The sequence below is a fragment of the Stenotrophomonas sp. MMGLT7 genome, from assembly GCF_021168555.1.
GTDB lineage: Bacteria > Pseudomonadota > Gammaproteobacteria > Xanthomonadales > Xanthomonadaceae > MMGLT7.
This window is the reverse complement of record NZ_JAJOZS010000005.1, coordinates 153,212-171,996: the sequence shown is the minus strand read 5'-3', so window position 1 is coordinate 171,996 and position 18,785 is coordinate 153,212. Positions and strand designations below refer to the sequence as shown.

14 protein-coding genes are annotated in these 18,785 nt (G+C 71.1%); 8 read left to right on the top strand and 6 right to left on the bottom strand.

Going from position 1 to position 18,785, the window contains the following annotated elements; all coding sequences use genetic code 11:
• Nucleotides 1-55: 55 nt before the first annotated feature.
• From LRX76_RS08920 to LRX76_RS08910, 3 genes are all read left to right on the top strand, one after another.
• Complete coding sequence (locus LRX76_RS08920; protein WP_231804409.1) at nucleotides 56-1,078, top strand: sugar kinase; 1,023 nt, start codon at nucleotides 56-58, stop codon at nucleotides 1,076-1,078.
• Nucleotides 1,065-1,739, top strand: coding sequence for a bifunctional 4-hydroxy-2-oxoglutarate aldolase/2-dehydro-3-deoxy-phosphogluconate aldolase (gene eda, locus LRX76_RS08915; protein ID WP_231804222.1), 675 nt, complete (start codon nucleotides 1,065-1,067; stop codon nucleotides 1,737-1,739). Before LRX76_RS08920 ends, eda begins: the two co-directional genes overlap by 14 nt.
• Nucleotides 1,740-2,538: 799 nt before the next feature.
• Nucleotides 2,539-4,347, top strand: coding sequence for a dihydroorotate dehydrogenase (locus tag LRX76_RS08910; protein ID WP_231804220.1), 1,809 nt, complete (start codon nucleotides 2,539-2,541; stop codon nucleotides 4,345-4,347).
• Nucleotides 4,348-4,550: 203 nt separating this feature from the next.
• Here the strand turns inward: LRX76_RS08910 and LRX76_RS08905 are convergent, their stop codons facing one another.
• The 3 genes from LRX76_RS08905 to LRX76_RS08895 form a co-directional block, all read right to left on the bottom strand.
• Nucleotides 4,551-5,165 (bottom strand): response regulator transcription factor, encoded by a 615-nt coding sequence (locus tag LRX76_RS08905; RefSeq protein WP_231804407.1) that lies wholly within the window; start codon nucleotides 5,163-5,165, stop codon nucleotides 4,551-4,553.
• A 135-nt stretch (nucleotides 5,166-5,300) separates the two neighbouring features.
• Entirely contained in the window at nucleotides 5,301-5,726 is a 426-nt protein-coding gene (locus LRX76_RS08900; RefSeq protein WP_231804218.1) for a putative toxin-antitoxin system toxin component, PIN family, read from the bottom strand.
• Nucleotides 5,716-5,967: a type II toxin-antitoxin system prevent-host-death family antitoxin gene (locus LRX76_RS08895; RefSeq protein ID WP_231804216.1), complete on the bottom strand. Its 252-nt coding sequence runs from the start codon at nucleotides 5,965-5,967 to the stop codon at nucleotides 5,716-5,718. The genes LRX76_RS08900 and LRX76_RS08895 overlap by 11 nt, the downstream gene beginning before the upstream one ends.
• 337 nt (nucleotides 5,968-6,304) lie before the next feature.
• On the opposite strand from LRX76_RS08895, the gene lldP reads away from it, so the two are divergent.
• The 5 genes from lldP (at nucleotide 6,305) to LRX76_RS08870 (ending at nucleotide 13,171) form a co-directional block, all read left to right on the top strand.
• Nucleotides 6,305-7,978 carry an L-lactate permease gene (gene lldP, locus LRX76_RS08890; RefSeq protein ID WP_231804214.1) on the top strand — a complete coding sequence of 558 codons (1,674 nt, stop codon included), beginning with the start codon at nucleotides 6,305-6,307 and terminating at the stop codon, nucleotides 7,976-7,978.
• A 7-nt stretch (nucleotides 7,979-7,985) separates the two neighbouring features.
• On the top strand, nucleotides 7,986-8,741 hold the full coding sequence (gene lldR / locus LRX76_RS08885; RefSeq protein WP_231804212.1) for a transcriptional regulator LldR: 756 nt from the start codon (nucleotides 7,986-7,988) through the stop codon (nucleotides 8,739-8,741).
• Nucleotides 8,738-9,898, top strand: coding sequence for an FMN-dependent L-lactate dehydrogenase LldD (gene lldD / locus LRX76_RS08880; RefSeq protein ID WP_231804210.1), 1,161 nt, complete (start codon nucleotides 8,738-8,740; stop codon nucleotides 9,896-9,898). The genes lldR and lldD overlap by 4 nt, the downstream gene beginning before the upstream one ends.
• A 392-nt stretch (nucleotides 9,899-10,290) precedes the next feature.
• Entirely contained in the window at nucleotides 10,291-12,009 is a 1,719-nt protein-coding gene (gene dld, locus LRX76_RS08875) for a D-lactate dehydrogenase (protein ID WP_231804208.1), read from the top strand.
• A 241-nt stretch (nucleotides 12,010-12,250) separates the two neighbouring features.
• Nucleotides 12,251-13,171 (top strand): DMT family transporter, encoded by a 921-nt coding sequence (locus LRX76_RS08870; RefSeq protein WP_231804206.1) that lies wholly within the window; start codon nucleotides 12,251-12,253, stop codon nucleotides 13,169-13,171.
• Nucleotides 13,172-13,187: 16 nt separating this feature from the next.
• Here LRX76_RS08870 and LRX76_RS08865 read toward each other — a convergent pair whose 3' ends face one another.
• From LRX76_RS08865 to ligD, 3 genes are all read right to left on the bottom strand, one after another.
• Complete coding sequence (locus LRX76_RS08865) at nucleotides 13,188-14,243, bottom strand: Ldh family oxidoreductase (protein ID WP_231804204.1); 1,056 nt, start codon at nucleotides 14,241-14,243, stop codon at nucleotides 13,188-13,190.
• 325 nt (nucleotides 14,244-14,568) lie between these two features.
• The gene (locus tag LRX76_RS08860) at nucleotides 14,569-15,480 is read right to left on the bottom strand and encodes a transporter (RefSeq protein WP_231804202.1); all 912 of its coding nucleotides are present in this window, start codon (nucleotides 15,478-15,480) and stop codon (nucleotides 14,569-14,571) included.
• Between the two features lie 666 nt (nucleotides 15,481-16,146).
• Nucleotides 16,147-18,780: a DNA ligase D gene (gene ligD, locus LRX76_RS08855; protein ID WP_231804200.1), complete on the bottom strand. Its 2,634-nt coding sequence runs from the start codon at nucleotides 18,778-18,780 to the stop codon at nucleotides 16,147-16,149.
• Between the last annotated feature and the right edge of the window lie 5 nt (nucleotides 18,781-18,785).

Here is an 18,785-nt window from a genome sequence, read left to right as displayed (position 1 = left end):
GTCGCCGCCCTATGATGCCGGCGACGAGAACGGCCTGGCGCTCCTGGGAGGGACGATGTCCACACGCGTGATCTGTTTCGGCGAACTGCTGCTGCGGCTCGCCCCGCCCGGGCGCCAGCGCCTGCTGCAATCGCCGCTGCTGGAGGTCCATGTCGGCGGTGCCGAGGCCAATGTCGCGGTGTCGCTGGCGAACTTCGGCCATGCCGCGGCCATGGCCGGCACCGTCGCCGGCGACGCGCTCGGCGAGGCCGCGCTGGGCGAGCTGCGCCGGCACGGCGTGGACACCGCCGCGCTGGCCCGTGGCCAGGGCCGCATGGGCCTGTATTTCCTGCAGCCGGGCGCGATCCATCGTCCCAGCGAGGTGATCTACGACCGCGCCGATTCGGCCTTCGCCCTGGCCGACCCCGCCGGCTACGACTGGGACGCGCTGCTGCAGGGGGCGCAGTGGCTGCACCTGTCCGGTGTCAGCCCGGCGCTGGGCGAAGGCGCCGCGGCCGCGGCCATCGATGCGGCTGCGGCCGCGCACGCACGCGGAGTGAAGGTCTCCTTCGACGGCAACTACCGCCCGCGCCTGTGGCAGCGCTGGGGCGGCGACGCGCCGGCCCTGCTGCGCCAGCTGCTGCGCCACGCCCAGGTGCTGTTCGCCGACCATCGTGACATCGAGGTGGTGCTCGGCCACCGCTTCGGCCAGGACGACCCGCAGGCGCGCAGCGCTGCGGCCGCCGAGGCCGCGTTCGCCGAGTTTCCCGCGCTGCAGGTCATGGCCTGCACCGAGCGGGTGGCGCTCAGCGTCGACCACCACACCCTGTCGGCGCGGATGTTCCGCCGCGACGGCGAACAGACCACGGTGCCGCCGCTGGAACTGGCCGGCATCGTCGATCGCATCGGCGGTGGCGACGCCTTCGCCGCCGGCGTGCTGCACGGGCTGATCGAGGGGCTGGCCGACGCGGCGACGCTGCGCTTCGCGCTGGCCGCCGCCGCGCTCAAGCATTCCATCCCCGGCGACTTCAACCGCGTGTCGGCGGCCGAGGTGCAGGCACTGGCCGACGAGCAGGGTCGCTTCGATGTCCGGCGCTGATCGGGCCCTGCGCGCGTTGCTGCGGCGCGCCCCGGTGATCCCGGTGTTCACGCCCGGCGCGGTGGACGAGGCGGTGGACGTCGCCCGCGCCCTGCTGCGCGGAGGCCTGCCGGTGATCGAGGTGACCCTGCGCACCCCGGCCGCGGTCGCGGCCATCGCCGCCATGGCGCAGGCATTGCCGGAAGCGGCGATCGGCGCCGGAACGGTGCTCGACGCGGAGCAACTGCAGGCCGTGCGCCGGGCCGGCGCATCCTTCGCCGTCTCGCCCGGGGCCACGCCGCGGCTGTACGACGCCGCGCGCGACTGCGGAATGCCGGTGCTGCCGGGCATCGCCACCGCCTCCGAGCTGATGGCCGGGCTGGAGCGCGGCCTGGACACCTTCAAGTTCTTCCCCGCGGCGGCGGCCGGCGGCCCGGCGCTGCTGTCGGCCTGGGCCGGCCCGTTCCCGCAGGTGCGGTTCTGCCCGACCGGCGGCATCACCGCCGCCAGCGCAGCGGACTACCTGCGGCTGCGCAACGTGCTGTGCATCGGCAGCTCATGGCTGACGCCGCGCACGCTGGTCGAGGCACGCGACTGGGAGGGGATCGAAGTGCTGGCGCGGACCGCGGCGCGGTTGCGCCCCCAGGAAGAGGCACCGGTTGCCGACCGACCGGCGCGCTAGGGCAGTTTCGAGTCAGTCAGTTCGAGAACGGCCCCTGCATCGTCGCTCCCGCGTAGGCGGGAGCGCAGCCACTTGACCGCAATCTGGCCGGGAAAGCACCGGGTCCCCGCCATGCGCACCGATGCCCGGGGAAGTCTTCCTGCTTTGTCGGTAATGGTTTGCGGCAACGTCGTTGCGACGTCGCTGGGCGACGACGAGACTTGTTGGATCGTGGCGTCGGCATCCATTTACTCGTCTTCCCTGCGGCTTTCCACAGCCGTATGGCTGGTCAAGCGGGGCCCAGTGCCCGTGCCCTGAAGGATGAGGCTATCGAGAGATTTCGTAGCAGGCTGACTTCACTGCGAAAGTCCCTGGGTCCCCACCTTCGCGGGGACGACGATTCGAATTTTCCGGGGATGAACCGCGTCACTTCGGATAACAGGTTCTCGGCCCCTGCGTTTTCCCCTGACAGCAGTGTGCGAACGCGGGAAACGCTTTTCGGCAGCCGAAGTGCTCCACCACAGCCGAGCGGCTGGCCATCCAGGGACCTTCGTGCGGATCGAGGCAACGTCCCTGGGCTCCCGCTTGCGCGGGAGCGGCGACCAGGGCCTTCCCTGGAAGCAGGCACTGCGGGAGCACCGCACCCTTGATCGAGCGCAAGGCGGTCCCCCGCGCGTTCGCCCATGCTTGCGCGCAAGGTTCGGAGTGCGGCGGCGCGGGATGGAACCCGGCGGCACCCGCTCCGGCGGCATCGCGTGCATGCAGGCTGGCCTGTGCGGCATGCGCTGCTCTGGTCGTCATCATCCCGGTTCCCGTCCCCATGTCCGCTTCCAGCGCAAAGACCATCTCGCGCCCCGCCTTCGCGGCCGGCCGCGTGCTTTCCTGCGTCGCCGTGCAGGCCGATGTCTTCCTGCTGCGGCTGGCGCTGGACGACGCCGCCCGGCCGCAACCGGGGCAGTTCTACATGCTGCGCTCGCGCCCGTCCGGGGTGTTCCTGGGCCGGCCGATCAGCGTGTACCGGGCGATCGCGCCGACGCAGCCAGTTTGCGGCGACGACTCCCTGGAACTGGAATTCCTGATCCTGCGCCGCGGCGCGGGAACGGCGGAACTGTGCGCAGCCGCCGCCGGCAGCGTGCTCGAGCTGGTCGGCCCGCTGGGCAACACCTTTCCGCGGCCGGCGCCAGACAGTGCCAAGGCGCCGGGCGCGCCGGCCCGCATCGCACTGGTCGGCGGCGGCATCGGCGTCGCGCCGATCGCCGGATTCGCCTCCACGCTCGCACCGGGCAGCTACGACGTCTATGCCGGCTTCAGGAGCGGCGCCTACGGCCTGGACCATGTCGTTCCGGCGCGGCTGGTGCTGACCAGCGATGACGGTTCCTGCGGCGTCCGCGGCCGGCTCCCCGACGTGCTGGACGCGGCGCGGCTGCGCGGTGCGTACGCCGCCGTGCATGCCTGCGGCCCGGAACCGATGCTTGCCTGGGTGCAGCGCATCTGCGCCGAGGCCGGCGTGCCCTGCTGGCTCAGCCTGGAGGCACCGATGGCCTGCGGCGCCGGCGCCTGCCTGGGCTGCACGATCACCACCCGGGACGGCAACCGCCGCTGCTGCAGCGACGGGCCGGTGTTCGCCGGCGACAGCGTGGTGTTCGACCAGGCCCCCCTGCCGGCCGAACCGACGCAGCCGCGCGCCGCGCAGCAAGAACCGGATCTCTCCACGACAGTGGCCGGAGTGCGTTTCGCCAACCCGTTCATCGCCGCCTCGGGTACCTTCGGCTACGGCAGCGAGTACGCGCCGCTGGTCGAGGTCGGCCGCATCGGCGGCATCTGCTCCAAGGGCCTGACGCTGGAAGCGCGCGGCGGCAACGCCGGGCCGCGGCTGATCGAGACGCCGTCGGGGATCATCAATTCCATCGGCCTTGAGAACCCGGGCATCCCCCATTTCATCGAGCACGAGCTGGCGGCGATGCTGCAGCTGGGGCCGGTGTGCATCGCCAACCTGTCCGGCTCGTCGCTACAGTCCTACGTCGAGGGCGCCCAGCGGCTGGACGCCAGCGCGGTGGCGATGATCGAACTGAACATCTCCTGCCCCAACGTCAAGCAGGGCGGCATGAGCTTCGGCCTGGACTGCCAGTCGGCGTCGCAGGTGACGCACGCGGTGCGCGCGGCGACCTCCAAGCCGCTGATGGTCAAGCTGTCGCCGAATGCGCCGGACGTGACCGCGATCGCCCATGCGGTGCGCCTGGCCGGCGCCGACGCGGTGAGCCTGGTGAACACGTTCCAGGCCGTGTCCATCGACGTGGAAAGCGGCCGGCCGCTGTTTCGCAACGTGCGCGCCGGCCTGTCCGGCCCGGCGATCCGGCCGATCGCGCTGCGCATGGTCTACGACCTGGCACTGTCGATGGCGGCGCTGCCGCCGGCCGAGCGCATCCCCATCGTCGGCCTGGGCGGCATCGCCAGCTGGCGCGACGCGGTCGAGTTCATCATGGCCGGTGCCACGGCGGTGCAGATCGGCACGGCGACCTTCAACAACCCGCGCGCGCTCACCGACTGCATCGACGGGCTGCAGGCCTTCATGCAGCGCAAGGGGTATCGCACCATCGAGGACATGCGCGGGCTGGCGCTGCCCCGGTAGCGTATCGAAGCGGCGCGGCACCGGCCCCGATCCACTGTCCCGCAGCAGGCCGGCACCCGGGCACGCTCCACCAGCGCGCGTCCAGGGCAGCTACGTCGGCTACGCACGGGTTTGGACAGCGCTTACCCGGGCCTCGCCTTCAAAAGAAAGCGGCAGCCATCCGCATCCGGGATCGATCCTGCCCACGGCGCCCTGGCCCGCGCTCAGATCACCCGCAGCGTGATCGCCTTGAGCACGGCGCGGGTGCGGTCGCGGGTGCCGAGCTTGTCGAGGATGGTGGAGACGTAGTTTTTCACCGTGCCTTCGGCCAGGAACAGCGTGCGCGCGATCTCCTTGTTGGAATAGCCGCCAGCCAGCAGCCGCAGGATCGCTACCTCGCGCTCGCCGAAGATGTCGCGCGGCGGCGCTTCGTCGCGGTAGCGGTAGCGCGCGCGCACCGGCTCAGTACTCACGGGCTGCAGCAGGGTATCGCCGGCGGCAACGCGGGCAATCGCCTCGCGCAGGTCCTCCGGCGCGGCGTCCTTGAGCATGAAACCCTGCGCGCCGGCCTCCGTCGCACGCAGCAGCAGGTCGGCATCGTCGAAGGTGGTCAGCAGCAGCACCGGGGTGCGGTCGCCCCGCGCGCGCAGCCGCTGCAGGGCGGCGATGCCGTCCACGCCGGGCATGCGGATGTCGCTGAGCACCACGTCCACCGGCGTGTCCAGCAACGCGGCCAACAGCGTCTCGCCGTCGCCGGCCCCGCAGGCGATCTCGATGCCCTGGCCTTGTAACAGCGCGCGCAGGCCAGCGTTCCCAGCGAACTCTGCGATGTGGTCAATCGAACAGAGGGGGCAAGCGGATCAGACCTCTTTCTCCGCCGCAGGCAAGCCTCTCGTTGGTGATGCAAGTCAACGGGATTGTGCAACGTCGGACGCCGTAGGCCCGACGTTAGTCAGCGGCGCCGGGCTACGCTTTCAATCCTGGCGCCATCGTTCCAACGCCTGCGCCGGAGACAAGATCTCCAATCCTGGGCCCAGCGGTAACTCCAGCAGATCCCGGTCTCCACTGACCAGCCACTGCGCCTTGCCGTGCAATGCGGTGTGGATGAACACGTCATCGTCGGGGTCGCGGCTGTAGGCCGCTCCGGCGGGATCAGGCAAGGTCACCCACTCCGCGATCGCGGCGAGGTCGTGCAACAGCCGCTGCCGGCGCTCAATATCAAGATAACGATCGAACTTCGGACGCCAAAGCCTTGTCTCCAGTTCGTCGAAGGTAGGGCGGGAGAACACCAGCGTGGCGTGCTGCAGCAGGCAATCCACGATCCGGGCCGGAGCGGATCGCGCGGACAGCGCGGCACTGATCAGGACGTTGGTGTCGATGACGACGCGTTCAATCCTCATCGGCAAGCAACTGCTCTAGCCTCTCCTCAGTCAGGCCTTTTGCGGCCGCGTCCTCGGCGCTCTGCTTGAAGGTGTGCCGCAAGCGGTCGGCATAGAACGCGCGCATGGCGTCATAGTCCTCGGCGGACACCATGACGCCGACGACCCGATTGCGCCGGGTCACGCGCACAGGCTCCCGCTGGACCCGGTCGATCAGTTCGCCGAAGCGGGTCTTGGCATCATTGGCGGTGAATGTCTGCATCTCGCCCTCCGTTGGGCAGTATCCGGTTTCATTCTACATCAACCGTTCGATTCATTCGATTCACGCGATTCGATCCACTACGCTGCTACACGAACCTGCTCGTCCACTGACTGCCGATCCTGCCGTACTGCCGGCGATTCTCCTGAAGAACCGATTACGCCAACCCGGCATTGGTATGACCAATAGACCCTCGTTCGACCAATGGTCTAATTGACCCCGCCCGGCCCAACCCCTGTAATCCGCGGCAATTGGTCACACCACCGCTTGATTGGTATGACCAATATCCGACGGACCGCTTCGCGGACCATCCGATCCAACCGATGCCCGGGAGTGGGAAATGCAGGCTTGGGAACAAATCTACGACCCCGCTGGCAACCTCTGGTTGTCCAGCCTGATCGCGCTGCTGCCGATCGCGTTCTTCTTCGTCGCCCTGGCCGTGGTGCGGATGAAGGGCTACCTGGCCGGCACCTTCACGGTTCTGATCGCGCTGGCGGTGGCGCTGTTCTTCTACCGGATGCCGGTGGACCGGGCGCTGGCCTCGGCGGTGTACGGCTTCGTCTACGGGCTGTGGCCGATCGCCTGGATCATCGTCGGCGCGGTGTTCCTGTACAAGGTTTCGGTCAGGACCGGGCAGTTCGACATCATCCGCTCCTCGATCCTGTCGATCACCGAGGACCAGCGCCTGCAGATGCTGCTGGTGGGCTTCTCGTTCGGCGCGTTCCTGGAGGGCGCGGCCGGCTTCGGCGCGCCGGTGGCGATCACCGCCGCGCTGCTGGTCGGGCTGGGCTTCAAGCCGCTGTACGCGGCCGGGCTGTGCCTGATCGTCAACACCGCGCCGGTGGCGTTCGGCGCGATGGGCATCCCGATCATCGTCGCCGGCCAGGTCACCGGGCTGGACGCGTTCGACATCGGCGCCATGGCCGGGCGCCAGCTGCCGTTCCTGACCCTGATCGTGCTGTTCTGGATCATGGCGATCATGGACGGCTGGCGCGGCGTCAAGGAGACCTGGCCGGCGGTGCTGGTGGCCGGCGGCGCGTTCGCCATCGCCCAGTACCTGACCTCCAACTTCATCGGCCCGGAGCTGCCGGACATCACCTCCTCGATCGCCTCGATGGTGTGCCTGACGCTGTTCCTGAAGGTGTGGAAGCCCAGGCGCATCTTCCGCTTCGAGAAGGAGGCCGGCGAGGCCGCGCCGCAGGCGGCTGCCGCGCTGGTGGCCGGTGCCGGGCAGAAGCATTCGCTGGGCACCATCATCAAGGCCTGGTCGCCGTTCATCATCCTCACGGTGATGGTGACGATCTGGAGCGTGAAGCCGTTCAAGGCGCTGTTCGCCAAGGACGGCGCGCTGGCGCACTGGGTGCTCAACATCCCGGTGCCGTTCCTGCACCAGCTGGTGGACAAGATGCCGCCGATCGTGCCTACCGCCACCCCGTACGACGCGATCTACAAGTTCGACTGGTTCTCGGCCACCGGCACCTCGATCCTGTTCGCCGCGCTGATCGCCATCGTGCTGCTGCAGATGCGCCCGAAGGCGGCGGTGGCCACCTTCGGCGAGACGCTCAAGGAGCTGAAGACGCCGATCTACTCGATCGGCATGGTGCTGGCGTTCGCCTTCATCGCCAACTACTCCGGGCTGTCGGCGACGCTGGCGCTGGCGTTGTCCCACACCGGCCATGCCTTCACCTTCTTCTCGCCGTTCCTGGGCTGGCTGGGGGTGTTCCTGACCGGTTCGGACACCTCCTCCAACGCGCTGTTCGCCGCGCTGCAGGCCACCACCGCGCAGCAGATCGGCGTGCCCGAGGTGCTGCTGGTGGCGGCCAACACCACCGGCGGCGTCACCGGCAAGATGATCTCGCCGCAGTCCATCGCCATCGCCTGCGCGGCGGTGGGGCTGGCCGGCAGGGAGTCGGACCTGCTGCGCTTCACCCTCAAGCACAGCCTGGCCTTCACCGTTATGGTGGGCATCATCACCACGCTGCAGGCCTACGTGTTCACCTGGATGATCCCGTAATCCCGCGATGCGCCTGTCCGACCGCATCGCCGAGCAACTGCAGGCCCTGATCGCGACGCAGGGCCTGCAGCCCGGCGCCCGGCTGCCGGCCGAGCGCCAGCTGGCCGCCGAGCTGGGCGTGTCGCGGCCGTCGCTGCGCGAGGCGATCGGCAAGCTCTCCAGCCAGGGCGTGCTGGAGAGCCGCCACGGCGGCGGCACCTACGTGCGCGCGGCGGCGGACGACTGGACCGGCGCCGGCATCGTCGCCCCGCTGGCGGCGCTGCTGGGCAGCCTGCCCGAGTACGGCTACGACGTGCTCGAGGTGCGCCACGCGCTGGAGGGCGCCACCGCCTGGTATGCCGCGCTGCGCGCCACCGAGGCCGACAAGGCGCGCATCCGCACCGCGTACGAGGCGATGCTGCCGTTCCATGGCGGCGACGACCCGACGCAGGTGTCGCGGCGCGACGCCGAGTACCACCTGGCCATCGCCGAGGCCTCGCACAACGCCGTGCTGACCCAGGTCATGCGCGGGCTGTTCGACCTGCTGCACTCCAACGTCTCCAACAGCCGGCGGAAGATGTACACGCTGCCGCAGACCTTCGAGCAGCTGGCCGCGCAGCACCGCGAGGTGATGCAGGCGATCCTGGCCGGCGACGCGCCGGCCGCGCGCGAGGCGGTGCACCGCCACCTGGAATTCGTGCACACCACGCTGCGCTCGCTGGACGAGGACGAGGCCCGGCTGGCGCGATTCTCCCGACTTCCCCCGAGTTCCCAAGACCGATGATCATCTCCGCATCCACCGACTACCGCGCCGCCGCCCAGAGCCGGCTGCCGCCGTTCCTGTTCCACTACATCGACGGCGGCGCCTATGCCGAGCACACGCTCAGGCGCAACGTCTCGGACCTGGAGGACATCGCGCTGCGCCAGCGCATCCTGCGCGACATGACCGCGCTGGACCTGTCCACCGAGCTGTTCGGCGAGAAGCTGGCGATCCCGGCGGCGCTGGCACCGGTCGGGCTGACCGGCATGTACGCGCGCCGCGGCGAGGTGCAGGCCGCGCGCGCCGCGGCCGCGCGCGGCATTCCCTTCACCCTGTCCACGGTGTCGGTGTGCCCGATCGAGGAAGTGGTGCCGGTCATCGACCGGCCGATGTGGTTCCAGCTGTACGTGCTCAAGGACCGCGGCTTCATGAAGAACGCGCTCGAGCGCGCCAAGGCCGCCGGCGTGACCACGCTGGTGTTCACCGTGGACATGCCCACGCCCGGCGCGCGCTACCGCGACGCGCACTCGGGCATGAGCGGGCCCAACGCCTCGCTGCGGCGCATGGCGCAGGCCGCGACCCATCCGCGCTGGAGCTGGGACGTGGGCCTGTGGGGACGCCCGCACGACCTGGGCAACATCTCCGCCTACCGCGGCACGCCGACCGGGCTGGAGGACTACATCGGCTGGCTGGCGGCCAACTTCGACCCGTCGATCTCGTGGAAGGACCTGGAATGGATCCGCGAGTTCTGGACCGGGCCGATGGTGATCAAGGGCATCCTCGACCCGGAGGACGCGCGCGACGCGGTGAAGTTCGGCGCCGACGGCATCGTGGTGTCCAACCACGGCGGCCGCCAGCTCGATGGCGTGCTGTCCAGCGCGCGCGCGCTGCCGGCCATCGCCGACGCGGTCAAGGGCGAGCTGAAGATCCTGGCCGACTCGGGCATCCGCAACGGCCTGGACATCGTGCGCATGATCGCCCTGGGCGCCGACGCGGTGCTGCTCGGCCGCGCCTGGGTGTACGCACTGGCCGCCGCCGGCCAGGCCGGGGTGGAGAACCTGCTGGGGCTGATGGAGAAGGAAATGCGCGTGGCGATGACGCTGACCGGTGCCAAGACCATAGCCGGGATCACCCGCGACTCGCTCACCGGCGTGACCCGCGAGGCGATGGTGTCGCCGTGACGGCATATCGCCGCCGGCAGCGATGGTCTTGCCATTTCTGCAGGAGCGGCGATACGGGCCGTGCGCCGCGAGGGCCTTACCGTCGGGTGCCAGCCTCACTCAGGGCCACTGTTTTCCAGCTGCCGTCCCCGCGAAGGCGGGGACCCAGTGCCTTACCGCGGCACAGGCCAAAGTCGCTGGGTCCCCGCTTCGCGGGGACGACGTTCGGTTTCGATAAGAGAACTGACGGTGAGCGCCAATCGGCTTCCCGGTAAAGCCCTCGCGGCTCATGCCGCGGAGGCCACGTAGGGCTGCTCCTGCACGCAAGCCGCTGGCGGCGCTGGCAGACCACGGCCCACGCCGGCATGGGGCCAAAGGCCGATAATCGCGTACAACATCCGGGAGACACCGCCATGGACCGTTCCGCCGTTCCCTCCGACACCCTGCTGCAGCGCCTGCGCGATGCCGTCGGCGCCGGCCACGTGCTCACCGGCGACAAGGCCACCCGCCGCTACCGCAAGGGCTATCGCTTCGGCGAGGGCCCGGTGCTGGCGGTGGTGGTGCCCGGCACCCTGCTGGAGATGTGGAAGGCGCTGCAGGCCATCGTCGAGGCCGGGCGCATCGTCATCATGCAGGCGGCCAACACCGGCCTGACCGGCGGCTCCACCCCGGACGGCGACGACTACGACCGCGAGGTCGTCATGCTCTCCACCCGCCGCCTGGCCGGCGTGCAGCTGATCCACGATGGCCGCCAGGTGGTGTGCCTGCCCGGCGCCACCCTGGACCGGCTGGAGCAGGAGCTGCGCCCGCTGGGCCGCGAGCCGCACTCGGTGATCGGCTCCTCGTGCATCGGCGCCTCGGTGCTGGGCGGGATCTGCAACAACTCCGGCGGCGCGCTGGTGCGGCGCGGCCCGGCCTACACCCAGCTGGCGCTGTACGCCCGGCTCGACGACGACGGCGTGCTGCGGCTGGTCAACCACCTCGGCATCGAGCTGGGCCAGGAGCCCGAGCAGATCCTCGCCCGGCTGCAGGCCGGCGACTACGCCGAGGCCGACATCCACGACGATCCGCAGCTGGCCGCCTCCGATCCGTACTACGGCCAGCACGTGCGCGAGGTCGATGCGCCGACGCCGGCGCGCTACAACGCCGATCCGGTGCGCCTGTACGAGGCCGCCGGCTCGGCCGGGCGGCTGGCGGTGTTCGCGGTGCGGCTGGACACCTTCCCGCGCGAGGACGCGGCGGTGTTCTACATCGGCAGCAACGCGCCGGACGACCTGACCGAGATCCGCCGCTACATGCTCACCGCCTTCGACGAACTGCCGATCAGCGGCGAGTACATCCACCGCGACGCCTACGACATCGGCGAGAAGTACGGCAAGGACACCTTCCTGCTGATCGACAGGCTGGGCACCGACAAGGTGCCGGCCGCGTTCGCGCTCAAGAGCCGAATCGACGGCTTCTTCGAGCGGCTGGGCCTGCGCGGGGTCACCGACCGGACGATGCAGGCGCTGATGGCACTGCTGCCCAGCCACCTGCCGGTGCGCATGCGGCAGTTCCGCCAGCGCTACGAGCACCACCTGCTGCTCAAGGTCAGCGCGGCGATGGCGCCGCTGACCGAGGTGTTCCTCAAGCAGCACTTCGCCGCCTCCACCACCGGCGGCTGGTTCAAGTGCGATGCCGACGAGGGCCGCAAGGCGTTCCTGCACCGCTTCGCGGTGGCCGGCGCGGCGGTGCGCTACCGCGAGGTGCACCGGCGCGAGGTGGAGGACATCGTGGCGCTGGACGTGGCGCTGCGCCGCAACGACCGCGACTGGGTGGAGACGCTGCCGCCGGACATCGACGACACGCTGGTGGCCAAGCTCTACTACGGCCACTTCTTCTGCCACGTGTTCCACCAGGACTACATCGTCAGGAAGGGCCTCAACCCGCTGGCGATCGAGCACGCGATGTGGGCGCTGCTGGACAAGCGCGGCGCCGAGTACCCGGCCGAGCACAACGTCGGCCACCTGTACCCGGCCAAGCCGGCGCTGGAACAGTTCTACCGCCAGCTCGACCCGACCAACAGCTTCAACCCGGGCATCGGCCAGACCCCCAAGGGCAGGGGCTGGAACGATTGCTGCGGCGGGCATTGAGACGCTGCAGCGCGCGCTCGCCGGCATGACTCCCTTCTCCCGCTTGCGGGGGAAGGTGGCGCGCAGCGCCGGATGAGGGCGCTCTGGCTGTAGACCCTCCCATGCTCCCGGCAACCCCCATCCGCCCTTCGGGCACCTTCCCCCGCAAGCGGGAGAAGGAAACAACTTTCGCTTCCCGCCTCGGGATGACGCCCCGCGCACCACGCGCGATCATGCGCGACCGCCATCGCACAGGAATCCCATGACCGGCAACCAACGCCCCCGCCCGGACCTGGCCGGCCTGCTGATCCTGGTGCTGCCGCCGCTGTTCTGGGCCGGCAACTTCGTCGTCGGCCGCGCGATCCGCCACGACGTGCCGCCGATGACGCTGTCCTTCGGCCGCTGGCTGATCGCCTTCGCCTGCCTGCTGCCGTTCGCCTGGCGGCCGCTGCGGCGCGACCTGCCGCGCTACTGGCAGCATCGCTGGCGGCTGCTGGGGCTGGCCGTGGTCGGCGTGGCCGCGTTCAACTCGCTGGTCTACGCCGGGCTGCGCTCGACCACGGCCACCAACGGCCTGCTGCTCAATTCCTTCATCCCGCTGCTGATCGTGCTGTTCGGCGCGCTGTTCTACCGGCAGCGGCTGGGCCCGTGGCAGTACCTGGGGCTGGCGCTGTCGTTCGCCGGCGTGCTCACCATCGTGCTGCACGGCGACTGGACGCGGCTGGCGGCGCTGCAGTTCTCCCATGGCGACCTGGTGGTGTTCGCGGCCATGGTCTGCTGGGCGCTGTACACGCTGTGGCTGCGTGGCATGCCGGCCGACATCGACCGGATCGGGCTGATGGAGGCGCAGATCGGCGTGGCCGTGGTGTGCCTGCTGCCGCTGTTCCTGTGGGAGTTCGCCGGCGGCCTGCGCCCGCAGTGGAACGCGCACGCGCTGGCCGCGTTTGCCTACGTCGGCATCTTCCCGTCGGTGCTGGCGTACCTGCTCTACAACCTCGGCGTGGCCCGCGTGGGGCCGGCGCGGGCGGGCCTGTTCATCCACCTGATGCCGGTGTTCGGCGCGCTGCTGTCGGTGCTGTTCCTGCACGAGCCGCTGCATGCGTACCATGCCGCCGGCTTCGCCGCGATCGTGCTGGGACTGGCCTGCTCGAGCGCGCGCGGCCGCGCACCGACCGCGGGCTGAAGGGCAGCGGGCAGGCTCAGCCGGCGGCCAGCGGCGCGGTCCCCAGGTCGCTGGCCAGTGCCTGCAGCGCGTGCCAGGTCGGGTCGTCGATCTCGATGAAGTCCGCATGCGCGGCGCGGTTGCGCGCCTCGAACTCGCCCGGGTACTGCACCGCGGCGAAGCCCGGCGCCGGCGGGCAGGCGTGCAGGTAGTCGATGTAGGCGGCCGCCTCGCGCTCGATCCACTGCGGGTCGGCGAAGCGCGCCGGGTCGATCACCAGCGCGAACAGGTTGTTGGTGGCCACGCTGGCGCCATGCTGGTGTGCCGGCTGCACGGTGCCGCCGCCGGACAGCAGCCCGGCCAGCAGTTCGGTGACCAGGCCCAGGCCGTAGCCCTTGTGGCCGCCGAACGGCAGCAGCACCCCGGGCGGATCGGCGAACATCACCTGCGGATCGGTGGTCGGCCGCCCCCGTGCGTCGATCAGCGTCCCCGCCGCGGCCGGTTCGCCGCGTTCGGCCAGTATCCGCGCCCGGTTGATCGCGATCTGGCTGGTGGCCATGTCCAGGACCAGCGCCGGACGGCCGCCGGGCAGGGGCAGCGCGAAGCACACCGGGTTGGTGGTCAGCCGCGCCTGGCTGCCGCCGAACGGTGCCACCATCGGCCCGCGGCCGATGACGTTGGACCAGGCCAGCAGCACCATGCCCTGCCCGCTCACCTGCTCGCCGTAGTGGCCCATGCGCCCGAAGTGATGGGTGCCGGCGACCGTGACCGCGCACAGCCCGCCCAGGCGGGCGCGCTCCACCGCGGCGGCGAATGCCCGCTTGCCGACGTGCTGGCCGAAGCCGAGAACGCCGTCGTAGGCCAGTTGCACGCCGTCGGCGCGCCGGCACTGCGGCTCGGCGGCCGCGTGCAGGTGGCCGTCGTCGATCGCCTGCCGGTACTTGGGCAGGATCGAGATGCCGTGGCTGGGATAGCCGGCGCGGTCGGCCTCCACCAGGTGTTCGGCGACGTCCACGGCGATGTGCGCGGGCGTGCCCAGCGCGGCGAGCTGGGCGCGGCAGAAGGCGATGGCATCCGACAGCAAGATATTCACGGCACGGCTCCCGACAGGCTGAAAGGGGTCCGGGCGATCACCCACCCCTTGCCTGCGGACATCCTCCCGCGGCGACCGGACCACCGCGGCACGACGGTCCCCTGGTTCACTGCAGGAAGGCGCCCTAGACGCAATGGGCGGGGCGACCGTCCAGCGTCTTAATTACACCCGTGATTGCTGCAGCGCAAAAAGCCTGCCCCGCCGCGACCGCCAAGCCGTCGCGGCGATGACCGGTCCGCCCGCGCCGCCCGACCGACGCGGCGGGCGTTCGCGGCGGCAGTGCCGGTGGCGGGCCGCGCCGTGGCGGCGGCGCGGCCCGCCGGTTTCAGAACGCCCAGAGCAGGCGCAGGTTCAGGCGCGCGTCCTCGGCAAAGCCCTGGCGCACGTCCAGGTCCCTGCCCAGCTGCGCCTGCAGCTGGAAGTTCGGCGAGAACACCCGGTTGAGCGTCAGCCGCGCGTAGGTCGTGGCCAGGCGGTCGCCCTGGTCGACGTCATCGATGCGGGTGGCCGCGCCGACGACATGGCCGCCGCCCAGCGACAGTTCCGTCAGGCTGCCCAGGTTGTAGCGCAGGTAGGTCTGGAACTCGTAGCGGGTGCGCTCGCTCAGGGTGGCGCGCGTCTGCCCGTACTCGTCGTTGTCGCTGGCGCGCGAGGCCTCCGCGCCCAGGTCCAGCGCCCACCGCCCGGAGAAGCGATGGCTGTAGGCGCCCTGCAGCACCAGCCGCCAGCGGTTCTCGCCCATGTTCAGCGCCGAGCCGGCGTGGTAGCGGCCGGTGGGCAGGTACAGGTACGGGGTGAAGCCCAGGATGTTGCGCTTGTCCTCGTCCAGCCAGGTGACCAGGGTCACCGCCAGGATGGTGTCGCCGATGCCGGAGGTATGGCCGAGCGAGTTGGCCGCGCCATTGCCGCTCATCCGGCCGAACGGCTGCAGCACCTGCGGCTCGATCACCGCACGCTCGCCCAGCTTGAAGGAGTGCAGGTAGCGCAGGATGCCGACGTCGGAACTGAGCCCCATGCCATCGCTGCGCCGGTCCGACTGGTAGTAGCGGTCGCGCTCGGCGTGCTGGGCATACAGCAGCAACAGGCTGGTGCCCGGTGCGACCGGATCGTAGCCGCCGGGTTGGAACTCGACCGCGCCCGCGTTGCCGGCGAGCGTGGCCAGCAGCAGCGATGCCGCAAGCTTCGTGAAGCCGCGCGAGCCTGGTGCCCGGCGGCATGCGTGATGTCCGTGGATCATGGTGGATACCTCCTCTAGAAAGCCCTTGTGAGGCCGCCCCGCGGGGTGGAGGATCGGTGTCCGGCCGGCTCGCTCGGTGGCGGCCGACGGGACGGGCGGTCGATGATCGGTACCGGCGCGGACCGGCCGGGATCGCGAGGGTCCCGTCCGGCAGGCGCCGGGGTCGAATGGTGTTGGTGCGGCCGGTGCCGCGGTTTCGGCCACGATGCGCGCGCCGGCCCGGCCGCTGCGCATGCGTGCGCATGCCTGGTGGATGTCCCCTGCCTACGGCACGCCCGTCGCCGCGGCCGCAGGAAGCACGTCGTGCCCATGGGCCGGGATGGCGTTCATCCTTTCCTGCATGCTGACCTCCTCGCTCGCGATGCGAGCCGATCCTGCGCGCAGGCGGCGATAGCGGCTTTGATCTGGATCAGTGACGCGCGGTCGTTCGCGATCGCCACGGTTGCCCCGCCCCCGCCCATTGATCGTAGGGCCGGCGGCGGCGGGAAGCCTTCCCGGCGCCGGTCGGCATCGAGTGCCGTGCGCTTTCATCGCGCACGGGCGCCACCGGCACCCAATCCGTGTCCTCTCGCCCGAGGGGAGCAGGCCTTCGATTGCCGCCGCGCGGGTGCCGCCACCTGGCCGCCGGCACCGACGCAAGGCGCATCCGGCGGCGGCAGGATCCCCCTACCCCGGCAGCGCCTGCCGCAGCCGCTTGATGCCATCCCAGGGATCGCGGCGCAGGCGCGCGGCGCGCTGCAGCGCCTTGTCCAGCGCAAACGCCTGCGGCGAATCGATCCCGCCCAGCTCCTCCCAGCGCAGCGGCATCGCCACGCTGGCGTGCTCGCGCGCGCGCAGCGACCAGCTGCACACGCTGGTGTTGCCGCGGCCGTTGCGCAACCAGTCGACGAAGATCACGCCCTCGCGCCGGGCCTTGCTCATGGTGGCGATGTAGCGCTCCGGCGCGTGTTCGGCCAGCGCCTGGGCGAAGGCCTGGCAGAACCCGCGCACGCTGTCCCAGTCCGGGCCCGGCACGATCGGCGCCACCACGTGCAGGCCCTTGCCGCCGGACAGCCGCACGAAGCTCTCCAGCCCGGCCTCGCGCAGGCGCGCGCGGATGTCGCGCGCGGCCTGCTTCACCGTCGTCCAGTCCACGCCCGGTCCCGGGTCCAGGTCGAACACCAGCCGGTCCGGATGCTCGGGGTCGTCCACCGTCGCTCCCCACGGATGCAGCTCGAGCACGTTCATCTGCACCAGCTCCAGCAGGCCGTCGGCATCGTCGATGTACAGGTAGTCCTCCACCCCGCTCTTCTGCTCCAGCGCGATCGCATGCACGTGCGCGCCCAGCCCGCGGCCATGGTGCTTCTGGAAGAAGCACTCGCCGCCGGCGCCGTCCGGGCAGCGCAGCAGCGACAGCGGACGGCGCGCCACCTCCGGCAGCAGCCAGCGCGCGACCTTGCGGTAGTAGTCGGCGACCTGGCCCTTGCTGATGCCCGCGGCCGGGTACACCACGCGTTCGGGATGGGTAATGGCGACGGTGGCGCTGGCGGACATGGCGGAAGCTCCGGTGGCGCGGGCGCGACGCGTCGGGTCGCGCGATGGAGGACGGCGCGGCGGCGCAGCGGCGCCGGCGGACGGCGCCGGCGGGTCGGTGTCGGTGGAGGCCAGGTCGGCCAGGCGCTTGTCCGGGCGCTCGCGCCTGAAGCTGGCCTGGCGCAGCAGCCCTTCCTTGGCCCAGCCGCGGAACGCCACCTCCACCACCAGTTGCGGGCGCACCCAGTGCACGCTGCGCAGCGGGAACGTCACGTGCGGCGGCAGTTCGACCTGCGCCTGCGCCGTGGCCAGCGACTGCAGCCGCGCCGACAGCCGCGCCAGCGTGGCCTCGTCGAAGCCGCTGCCGACCCGGCCCACGTACTGCAGCGCGCCGTCGCGCAGGCGTGCCAGCAGCAGCGAGCCGAAGCCGCTGCGCGCGCCCTTGGGATCGGTGTAGCCGACGACGACGAACTCGTCGCCCTCGCCGCGCTTGGTCTTGCGCCAGTCGCCGTCGCGGCCGCCGCCGTAGGGCGCGGCGGCGCGCTTGCTGACGATGCCCTCGTAGCCCTTGGCCGCCGCCGCCGCATAGACCTCGCGGCCATGGCCGACGACGTGGTCGCTGTAGGCCAGCACGCCCGGCCCGGGACCGAGCAGCGCCTGCAGCAGCTGCTTGCGCTGCAGCAGCGGGGTGCGCCGCAGGTCGACGCCGGCCACGCCGAGCAGGTCGAACACCACGTAGCGCAGCGGCTGCCGCGCGCTGCCCTCCAGCACCGCCTGCAGCGCGGAGAAATCGCTGCGGGCCTCGGCATCGAGCACCACCAGCTCGCCGTCCAGGCGCAGGTCGTCCACCGGCAGCGCCGCCACCGCCTCGGCCACCGCCGGCACCCTCGCCGTCCAGTCCAGGCCGTTGCGCGAGCGCAGCCGCAGCGTGCCGTCCACGCGGTCGGCCAGCAGCCGGTAGCCGTCCCACTTGATCTCGTTGAGCCAGTCCTCGCCTTCGGGTGCCTGCGGCACCAGCGTGCACAGCTGCGGCGCCAGCCCGGCCGGGCACGGCGCGTCGCGGGCGCCGTCCAGGGCCAGGGCCTGCGCGCGCCAGTCCTGGCGCGCGCGTGCAGCCGCCGCGCTGCCGCGTGCCCTGCCCTTCGCCGCGGTCTTGGTCTTGGCCTTGGCCGGCGCTGCGGGCGGATCGGTGGCGGCCGCTGCAGCGCGGCGCCCGCTCCGCGCCGCGCGCCCACGGCCCGGTTCCGGTGCTGGTGCCGGCCCCTGCACCAGGTCGTCGGCCTCGACGTCGGCGGCATGGCCATCGTGGCGCTTGATCAGCAGCCACTGCGGCTGGCGCCCGGTCATGCGCGTGCGCACCAGCGTCCAGGCCCCGCGCAGCTTGTCGCCCTGCAGTTCGAAGTCGAGCTTGCCGGAGGCCAGCGCCTGCAGCGGATCGCCCTGGCAGGACCAGGTGCCGTGGTCGAACACGTCCACGTGGCCGGCGCCGTACTGCCCGGCGGGAATGTCGCCCTCGAAGGTGGCGTAGCCCAGCGGATGGTCCTCCACCTGCACCGCCAGGCGCTTGTCGCCGGGCCGCAGCGAGGGCCCCTTGGGCACCGCCCAGCTCTTGAGCACGCCGCCGGCCTGCAGGCGGAAGTCGTAGTGGCGGCTGCTGGCATGGTGCAACTGCACCACGAAGATCGGTGCCTTCGGCGAACGCGCGGCGGACGTGCCCGGCGCCGGCCCGGCCGCCGGTTCCGGGGTCCGGTCGAAGCGGCGCTTGCGGACGTAATCGCGCAGCGACATGCGCG

What these genes read in the sequence shown, in the direction of transcription:
- LRX76_RS08870 (WP_231804206.1), top strand. Translation starts at nt 12,251, where the DNA reads ATGACCGGCAACCAACGCCCCCGCCCGGACCTGGCCGGCCTGCTGATC.
- lldR (WP_231804212.1), top strand. Translation starts at nt 7,986, where the DNA reads ATGCGCCTGTCCGACCGCATCGCCGAGCAACTGCAGGCCCTGATCGCG.
- ligD (WP_231804200.1), bottom strand. Translation starts at nt 18,780, where the DNA reads ATGTCGCTGCGCGATTACGTCCGCAAGCGCCGCTTCGACCGGACCCCG.
- LRX76_RS08910 (WP_231804220.1), top strand. Translation starts at nt 2,539, where the DNA reads ATGTCCGCTTCCAGCGCAAAGACCATCTCGCGCCCCGCCTTCGCGGCC.
- lldP (WP_231804214.1), top strand. Translation starts at nt 6,305, where the DNA reads ATGCAGGCTTGGGAACAAATCTACGACCCCGCTGGCAACCTCTGGTTG.
- LRX76_RS08860 (WP_231804202.1), bottom strand. Translation starts at nt 15,480, where the DNA reads ATGATCCACGGACATCACGCATGCCGCCGGGCACCAGGCTCGCGCGGC.
- dld (WP_231804208.1), top strand. Translation starts at nt 10,291, where the DNA reads ATGGACCGTTCCGCCGTTCCCTCCGACACCCTGCTGCAGCGCCTGCGC.
- lldD (WP_231804210.1), top strand. Translation starts at nt 8,738, where the DNA reads ATGATCATCTCCGCATCCACCGACTACCGCGCCGCCGCCCAGAGCCGG.
- eda (WP_231804222.1), top strand. Translation starts at nt 1,065, where the DNA reads ATGTCCGGCGCTGATCGGGCCCTGCGCGCGTTGCTGCGGCGCGCCCCG.
- LRX76_RS08900 (WP_231804218.1), bottom strand. Translation starts at nt 5,726, where the DNA reads ATGAGGATTGAACGCGTCGTCATCGACACCAACGTCCTGATCAGTGCC.
- LRX76_RS08895 (WP_231804216.1), bottom strand. Translation starts at nt 5,967, where the DNA reads ATGCAGACATTCACCGCCAATGATGCCAAGACCCGCTTCGGCGAACTG.
- LRX76_RS08920 (WP_231804409.1), top strand. Translation starts at nt 56, where the DNA reads ATGTCCACACGCGTGATCTGTTTCGGCGAACTGCTGCTGCGGCTCGCC.